Raw genomic sequence first — 7,386 nt, 5'->3', positions numbered from 1 at the left:
TCTGTGCGAGGATGAGGGGCCCTGCGGTGAGGCCGGATGACCGGCATTCCGTAAGGCCATACGCGAGCACAATGGAGCTGCGGCGAGGGCGAGGCAGACAAGGGATCGCGGGGCGTACCGAACCAGGCAGGTGGCGTTGTGGGCTGCCGGAGTAATGCAGCGATTTTTTGGGGGCCCTTGGCTCCCTGTTGGAATATTTTCTGAAATCCTTGTGGACAAGCGGACAAGAACAGGGCACTTTGCCCTCCGCAAGATATTACTGATGGAGCTGGATCGATGCTGGAGATCATGACGGAACGTTGTTGCCTGCGTCCCATGACGGATGCGGATTTCCCGGCCCTGTGCCGTTACCTGCAGGATCCCGGGGTGATGTATGCCTACGGGCATGCCTTCAGTGACAGGGAAGTCTGGGACTGGCTGCGGCGCCAGCAGGCCCGCTATGTGGTGCCGGGATACGGTGCCCTGGCCGTGGAGCTGCGGGAAACGGGCGAAATGATCGGCCAGTGCGGCATCACCATGCAGGACTGTGCGGGGGTGACGGCCTGTACCGCTGCGGCTGATGGTGAGGAGGGCGGGCAAGCTCCGGCCGGAGAAGAGGAGGGGCCTTCCGCGTTGCTCAGCGAGCGTATCGATGCCACGCCCCGGACCTTGCAGGTCCCGGAAGTTGGCTATCTGCTGGCAAAGAACTACTGGCACCGCGGATATGCCACAGAATCGGCCCGTGCGTGCATGGAATTCGCTTTTGACGTACTGGGTATGCCGGAAGTCTTTTCGTGCATCAGAGACGATAATACGCCTTCTCTGGCGGTGGCCCGGCGCAATGGTATGGAACTGTGCGGACGCTTCAGCAAGCATTATTACGGGCAGGATACGGAACACCTGCTCTATGTGGCCCGCAAGGAAAGCTGGGGGACATGGATGACTAAATGCTAGGGCAGGAGGAAGGATAGGGGCCGTCCTCCACGGACTCTTCCGGGGCGTGCTTCCCGCTGTGGGGTATATGAGGAAGGAAATGAAGCTGAGGGACTCGTGTCTGGGGAGACAGAGTCCCTTTTATTCTGTACGGGCTGATCTGGGCACCATTGCGGCACACTAGTGACCATGTGGAGGCTTTCCCTTTTGGGGAAAAGTTTTCCTGTTCTATGGGGGACGTTCCCCGGACATGGGGTGATGGCGCAGACCGGCGGCGATACTCTGCCGGGAAAGAAACAGGCGGAGCATTATCGACCGTTGACGCAGGGGCCTTCATACCTTTGTCCCGGTGTATCACGGCAAATTGTTGCGGCCTGTCTAAATGATGACGTCCTGCTCGGCGATGACGCGGCAGGGCAGGCCAGTACGTTGCGGGTCATCTTGCCAGAAGGTGAAGACCGTGAAGGGCTTGCCCGGCATCAAATCGCCGAGGCCGCAAAGATTTTCGATGACATGCACACCGTGGCGTTCGCAGTGCCTGTCCACCTGCTCGTGTTCCGCGTGACGGCGGATGCCGGGACCGTCGATACCGATGAAACGTATTCGCCGGGCCAGCAAGGCGTCGATGAGCTCCGGGGCTAGCTGGGGATGGTCATGGAATAGGCGGGTTCCCCGTATGCATGGCGTTCGATCCGGCCGGTGCGAAAAAGGACGAAGGCCCGGGCCGGGATGGCGTCCAGATCCACATCCGCAAGACCGGCTTCGTCCGTGTGTCGCACATCCGCCAGCACCCCCGGGCAGCGGAAGGCCTCCAGCGGGATGTGGCGGCATTCATAGACATCCAGGTGCGTGCCCACATGACCCAGTGCTATGTGGGCATTGTCTTGCTGCCGGGCCCAGATCAAGGCAGGATGATCCGGGGCGATGACGGTGGTCAGATCGAGAAGCATGGGGCCTCCTGCTGCGGAAACGTGCGGTTATGATGCGGAGGAAGGACGTTTTCGGACAGTTATGAAAGACGCCTGCCTGCAAGAGCGGGCAGGCGTCTTGTACGCTTGCGGGACCTTTTTCCGGGAGTGCCACAGGCCGCATAAGAGCGGGTTTTGGGGGAGAGGGGAGGCCCCTTTTTGCCGCAAGCAAAAGGGGTCTCTCCCCTCAACAGCTCACCCGGATCAGATCAAAACTACATGCCCGCGGCGCGGCGGATGCGGGCCAGGCTGGCGTCCTTGCCCAGGAAGGCCATGATCTCGGGCAGGTGGGGGCCGCCCATGAAGCCCATGAGGGCCGTGCGCAGGGCCGGGGCCACGTCCTTGAACTTGAGGCCGTTGCCTTCGATGTAACCGTGCAGGACGGCTTCGAGGCCGGGAGCGTCGAAGGGATCGCAGGCGGCGAAGAGTTCGGCCACGGCATTGAGGTGGGCCTTGCTGGCATCGGTCAGGTTCTTGGCGCAGGCCTTTTCGTCATAGGCCAGCTCGTCGGCGCTGACCAGCAGGGGACGGAAGGATTCGGCCAGGGCCTTGAGGTCCCCGGCGCGCTCGCGGAACATGTGGCACAGGGCGGCCAGCTTGTCGTCGGCGACATCGGCGGGCAGACCGGCTTTTTCCACGAAGGGACGCACCAGCTTGGCCAGTTCGTCCAGGGGCATCTCACGCATGAAGTGGGCGTTGATCCACTCCAGCTTGGCCGGGTCGAAGGCGGCGGCAGCGGGGTTGAGGCTGGTACCGTCGAAGAATTTGATGAGCTCTTCCTGGGTGAAGATCTCCTGGTCGCCGTGGGACCAGCCCAGACGCACCAGATAGTTGACCAAGGCCTGGGGCAGCAGGCCGTCGTTCTGGTATTCGATGACGGCGCGGGCGCCATGACGCTTGGAGAGCTTCTGGCGGTCGGGGCCCAGGATCATGGGCACATGGCCGAAGGTGGGCACGGGCAGGCCCAGGGCTTCGTAGATGAGGATCTGGCGGGGGGTGTTGGACACGTGGTCGTCACCGCGGATGACGTGGGTGATGCCCATTTCGTAGTCGTCCACCACCACGGCCATGTTGTAGGTGGGCATGCCGTCGGCGCGGCGGATGACCATGTCGTCCAGTTCGCTCACGTCCACGGCGATGCGGCCCTTGACCATGTCATCGAACACGACCTTGCCGGCCTGGGGGGCCTTGAGGCGCACGCAGCGGCCTTCGCCGGGGCCCAGGTTGCGTTCACGGCAGCAGCCATTGTAGCGGGGCTTCAGGCCCTGGGCGCGGGCTTTTTCGCGCATGGCTTCCACTTCCTCGGGGGTGCAGGAGCACCAGTAGGCGTGGCCGGTCTCCAGCAGCTTGTCCACATAGCTGTTGTACAGCTCGGTGCGCTGGGTCTGGTAGTTGAGGGGGCCGTCCCAGTCCAGTCCCAGCCAGCGCATGGAAGCCAGGATGGAGTCGGTGTACTCCTGCTTGGAGCGCAGCAGGTCGGTGTCCTCGATGCGCAGGTGGAACTCGCCGCCGAAGTGGCGGGCCAGCAGCCAGCAGAAGATGGCGGTACGCGCGCCGCCGATGTGCAGATGGCCCGTGGGGCTGGGCGCGAAACGGGTAACGACTTTATTCATGGTACTGTCCTTCATCGACGGCAGGCCGTCGAGGTGATTTTGCGGTCGGTATGCAGGGGGCGTGCGGAGCCTTGCCCCTGCGGCTGTAAGGCAGGGCAGGATAACCCCAATACGCCTGCCTTGCAATGGCGGGCAGCACATGGGGAGCGGCGGGCCTCTTGCGCCTCCCCGGCCGGGGGTGCTACAGCGGTGAGGCGGTCTTACCGCATTTTCATGCCTGTGCCTCAAGGAGAAGATATGAGCACCCAGACTGTTGTCATCAAGTACGGCGGCCATGCCATGGACAAGGACGAACTGAACGCGGCCTTTGCCGACGACATGGCATTTCTGCAGCAGAGCATGCGCCTGGTGGTGGTGCATGGCGGCGGGCCCCAGATCAACGCCCTGCTGAACCGCCTGGCCATCGAGAGCCGTTTTGAGAAGGGCCTGCGCGTGACCGATGCCGACACCATGCAGGCCGTGGAGATGGTGCTGTGCGGCCAGGTCAACAAGACCGTGGTCAGCCGTTTCTTGCAGCACGGCGCCCGTGCCGCAGGCCTTTCCGGGCGTGATGCGGGCCTGCTGCGGGCGCGGGTGAAGGACCCTGTGCTGGGCCTGGTGGGCGATGTGGAAAAGGTCGATGCCTCCGTGCTCTCCTGTCTGCTGGACGGCGGCTTCCTGCCCGTGGTGGCGCCGGTGGCCTCCGGTCCTGAAGGCCAGGCCCTGAACATCAATGCGGACACGGCGGCCGGTGCCGTGGCCGGGGCCCTGCATGCCGACTACTTCGTGCTGATCTCCGACGTTCCCGGCGTCCTGGATGCGGACAAGAAGCTGATCCCCTCCCTGGACCGCGCCCGCATCGCCGAGCTCATCGAGGCCGGTGTCATCAACGGCGGCATGATCCCCAAGGTGCAGTCCTGTCTGCATGCCCTGGACGAAGGTTGCTCCCGGGCCCTGATCCTGGATGGCCGCCAGCCCTCCAGCCTGCGCCGTTATCTGCTGGACGGCGAACCGCTGGGCACGGTGGTCACGGCCTAGTTTTGCGGAAGAAAGGATGCCGGGAGGGCCGTCCCTTCCCGGCGCTGCCAGTCCTTGCCGGTACCGGGGCCGGTATCCCGCCTGGGCGGGGAAGGCCCGGTGCCGCCATGTGCACTGTAACTTACTGAGATCCCGGCAAGGGATCATTTGGAGGAGTCATGACACAATGTGCTGCTCCCAGTGCGGCTGCCGTGGCCGCCAGACGGGCCATGAAAAAAAGTTTCCAGACGCGGGGCATCCTGACGGCTGTCTCGTCCGGTATGGTCTACGGCATGTACACGGCCTTCATGACCTACGCCATGGCCATGGGCATCTGGGCCGTCTGGTACGGCGAGAATTCCGGCCTGTCGGAATTCGCGGTCCTCTTTCTGCTGAGCGCCCTGGGCGCCGGCCTCACTGACGGCTGTGCGGCCATCTGGGCGCTCATCATGGCGGCCCTGCGCGGCAAACTGGGCGACTTCGGGCGCAGCTTCAAGACGCGTCCCGGCATGATGATGCTGGTGGCGGCCCTGTTCGGCGGCCCCTTCGCCTCCACCTGTTATGTGGTGGGCCTGCAGATGGCCGGCTCCATCGTCGTGCCCATCAGCGCCCTGTGCCCGGCCATCGGCGCCATCCTGGCCCGCTTCCTGTTCCGGCAGCCCCTGACGCCCCGCATGATGCTGGGCATCCTGATCTGTCTTTCGGCCAGCGCCCTGATCGGCTTCTCCAGCATGGGCGGCATCGAGGCGCGTCCCCACATGATGCTGGGCCTGTTCTTCGGCTTCCTGGCCGCTCTGGGCTGGGGCATCGAAGGCTGTGTGTGCGGTTACGGGGTGTCCATCATCGATTCCGAAGTGGGCATCACCATCCGTGAAGTGACCATCGGCATCTCCAATCTCATCATCCTGGTGCCCATCCTGGGCTGGATCGGCCAGACGGACGGCTTTGCCATGCTGGGCAAGGCCCTTGCCGACGTGGATTCCATGAAGTGGTTCGTGGTGGCCGGTTTCCTGTGCTACTTCAACTTCATGTGCTGGTACCGGGGCAACGCCATGTGCGGTGCGGCCCTGGGCATGGCCTGTAACGGCGCCTATTCCTTCTGGGGGCCCTTCTTCTGCTGGCTCATCCTGGGCGTCGTCTTCGGTCTGGACGGCTGGAACATGGTGCCGGTGGCCTGGGTGGGCGCCGTCCTGATGGTCGTGGGCATCTTCACCATCGCCACCAACCCCCTGGCCCTCTTCCACAGAAAGGAGCAGTAGGATGAGACCCCTGAACTTTGCCATCCTCAAGTATCTGACCACGGTGGACGAAGCCTGTCCCGAAGACATCATCGAGGCCCTCAAGGGCACCTATGGTTCCTTCCGGGCCCTCAATAAAAAAGACATCCTTTCCGCGCTGATGACGGCCGAGGTCAACGGCCTTGTCCAGGAGTCCCGCTTCGAGCTGGACGACAAAGGCGAGCTGCGCATCTACTACCGTGCCCATGAAGAAGGCGCGGCCACCATCAACCGCTACATCCCCGACTAGCAGGGAGACGCAGCCATATCCGCATAAAAAAAGGGACCGCGAACGCGGTCCCTTTCCATTTTCACGGCTGGCCGGATCAGCCCCGCAACATGCGGCACAGGGCCGTACGGACGGCGTCGAAGGCTTCCTCGCCTTCCATGCGCAGCGTCCCGCCCGCGGCGTTGCGGTGGCCGCCGCCACCGAACTGCACGGCCACGGAACGCACGTCCGTGGTGCCCGTGGAACGCAGGCTGAGCTTGTAGACGCCGGGCGCGTCCTCCCGCAGGATGCCGGAGGCCTCCACGCCGCGCAGGCGGCGGAACTGCTCCACCAGACCTTCCAGATCTTCCTTGAGGGCCCCGCACTGGCGCAGGTCTTCCATACGGGCCAGTGCCAGGGCCGCGCGGCCGTCGCAGCTGATCTCCACACGCTGCATGAGCCGGGCCCAGAGCGACATGCGGGCCGGGCTCCAGTTGTTGTCGAGCTTTTCGCGCAACTTGTGGATGTCACAGCCGCTGTCGCTGAGCAGGGCCGCCAGGCGGAAGACGGCGGCCGTGGTGCTGCCGTGCAGGAAGCCGCCGGTATCGGTCACCAGCCCCAGGGCCAGGGATTCGCCCAGCGGGCCCTCCGGCCGCAGACCGGCCGCCAGGCAGACATAGGCCGCCAGCTGGGCCGTGGCCGCGGCGGCGGGCTCGATCCAGTTGTCGACCGTCCCCATGCCGTCGCTGCCCAGATGATGGTCGATATTGACGATGGCCGTCCCGGCAAAGCGGCCTTCCAGAGCCGCGGCCAGATCGTCGCCCAGGCGGTGGGGCTCGCCGCAGTCCAGCAGGACCAGGGCCTGGGGCTCGAAGGGCAGGCGCTCAAGGCTGGTGAGCAGCGTGCAGGGCAAGGGAAGGAAGGACAGATAGTCCGGTACGCCCGAGGGGCTGTAGAGGACGAATTCCTTGCCCATGTCCTTCAGCAGCCAGCCCAGGGCGCTCATGGAGCCCAGGGCGTCACCGTCGGGGTTCACATGGGCGGCCACCAGCACCCGGTCCAGACCGCGCAGGCTCGTCACCATGCGCGCGGCGGGCTCGCGCCAGTTTTCGGGTATCTCAGTCATCAACGGCATAGATCGCTACCTCGCTGTCGGTCATTTCTTCGGTGCAGACGGCTTCCATCATCAGCGCGCACTTGTCCATGCGGCTGCGCAAATGGCTCTCGCTATTGGAGATGGACGTCACGGCCAGCCGCAGGCGGGTCAGGCTGTTCTCGGTGCCTGCCTCGGCGATGGCCACGTTGAAGCGGTTGCGTACCTTTTGCTTCAGACTGTTGGCCACACGGCGCTTGGCCTTGAGGTTGTCGTTGCCGTCAAGGGCAAATTCCACAGTCAGGACTGCTACGAACAT

General features: G+C 64.1%; 9 protein-coding genes. 4 read left to right on the top strand and 5 right to left on the bottom strand.

The annotated features are described in order from the left end of the window. The first annotated feature begins 276 nt into the window (after positions 1–276). Positions 277–933, top strand: coding sequence for a GNAT family N-acetyltransferase (locus tag ACQRCJ_RS11585; protein ID WP_427799855.1), 657 nt, complete (start codon positions 277–279; stop codon positions 931–933). A gap of 357 nt (positions 934–1,290) precedes the next feature. Here the strand turns inward: ACQRCJ_RS11585 and ACQRCJ_RS11580 are convergent, their stop codons facing one another. The 3 genes from ACQRCJ_RS11580 to gltX form a co-directional block, all read right to left on the bottom strand. Then, positions 1,291–1,530, bottom strand: coding sequence for a hypothetical protein (locus ACQRCJ_RS11580; RefSeq protein WP_320861549.1), 240 nt, complete (start codon positions 1,528–1,530; stop codon positions 1,291–1,293). Positions 1,531–1,550: 20 nt separating this feature from the next. Continuing rightward, on the bottom strand, positions 1,551–1,862 hold the full coding sequence (locus tag ACQRCJ_RS11575; RefSeq protein WP_320861550.1) for a cyclase family protein: 312 nt from the start codon (positions 1,860–1,862) through the stop codon (positions 1,551–1,553). A gap of 233 nt (positions 1,863–2,095) precedes the next feature. Next, on the bottom strand, positions 2,096–3,493 hold the full coding sequence (gltX, locus tag ACQRCJ_RS11570; RefSeq protein ID WP_427799854.1) for a glutamate--tRNA ligase: 1,398 nt from the start codon (positions 3,491–3,493) through the stop codon (positions 2,096–2,098). Between the two features lie 237 nt (positions 3,494–3,730). Here gltX and argB point away from each other — a divergent pair, with 237 nt between their 5' ends. The 3 genes from argB to ACQRCJ_RS11555 all read left to right on the top strand — a co-directional run bounded on the left by argB (position 3,731) and on the right by ACQRCJ_RS11555 (position 6,016). Next, positions 3,731–4,510 (top strand): acetylglutamate kinase, encoded by a 780-nt coding sequence (gene argB / locus ACQRCJ_RS11565; protein ID WP_006008566.1) that lies wholly within the window; start codon positions 3,731–3,733, stop codon positions 4,508–4,510. Positions 4,511–4,668: 158 nt separating this feature from the next. Further along, on the top strand, positions 4,669–5,748 hold the full coding sequence (locus tag ACQRCJ_RS11560) for a hypothetical protein (RefSeq protein ID WP_239463959.1): 1,080 nt from the start codon (positions 4,669–4,671) through the stop codon (positions 5,746–5,748). A gap of 1 nt (position 5,749) precedes the next feature. Then, positions 5,750–6,016: a hypothetical protein gene (locus ACQRCJ_RS11555; RefSeq protein ID WP_204626595.1), complete on the top strand. Its 267-nt coding sequence runs from the start codon at positions 5,750–5,752 to the stop codon at positions 6,014–6,016. A 76-nt stretch (positions 6,017–6,092) separates the two neighbouring features. On the opposite strand, the gene ACQRCJ_RS11550 is transcribed toward ACQRCJ_RS11555, so the two are convergent. Together ACQRCJ_RS11550 and ACQRCJ_RS11545 are read right to left on the bottom strand one after the other, a co-directional pair. Beyond that, positions 6,093–7,109, bottom strand: a complete 1,017-nt coding sequence (locus ACQRCJ_RS11550; RefSeq protein ID WP_427799853.1) for a DHH family phosphoesterase — start codon at positions 7,107–7,109, stop codon at positions 6,093–6,095. Continuing rightward, on the bottom strand, positions 7,093–7,386 hold a 294-nt coding region (locus ACQRCJ_RS11545), incomplete at its 5' end, for a DUF503 domain-containing protein (RefSeq protein WP_427799852.1). The genes ACQRCJ_RS11550 and ACQRCJ_RS11545, both read right to left, overlap by 17 nt.

Source organism: Desulfovibrio sp. SGI.102, assembly GCF_050314315.1.
GTDB lineage: Bacteria > Desulfobacterota > Desulfovibrionia > Desulfovibrionales > Desulfovibrionaceae > Desulfovibrio.
The sequence above is the reverse complement of the archived record's forward strand: the minus strand, read 5'-3'. Positions and strand labels throughout refer to the sequence as shown.

Coding starts and splice junctions, on each gene's coding strand:
- ACQRCJ_RS11585 (WP_427799855.1), top strand. CDS start 277: ATGCTGGAGATCATGACGGAACGTTGTTGCCTGCGTCCCATGACGGAT.
- ACQRCJ_RS11575 (WP_320861550.1), bottom strand. CDS start 1,862: ATGCTTCTCGATCTGACCACCGTCATCGCCCCGGATCATCCTGCCTTG.
- gltX (WP_427799854.1), bottom strand. CDS start 3,493: ATGAATAAAGTCGTTACCCGTTTCGCGCCCAGCCCCACGGGCCATCTG.
- argB (WP_006008566.1), top strand. CDS start 3,731: ATGAGCACCCAGACTGTTGTCATCAAGTACGGCGGCCATGCCATGGAC.
- ACQRCJ_RS11560 (WP_239463959.1), top strand. CDS start 4,669: ATGACACAATGTGCTGCTCCCAGTGCGGCTGCCGTGGCCGCCAGACGG.
- ACQRCJ_RS11555 (WP_204626595.1), top strand. CDS start 5,750: ATGAGACCCCTGAACTTTGCCATCCTCAAGTATCTGACCACGGTGGAC.
- ACQRCJ_RS11550 (WP_427799853.1), bottom strand. CDS start 7,109: ATGCCGTTGATGACTGAGATACCCGAAAACTGGCGCGAGCCCGCCGCG.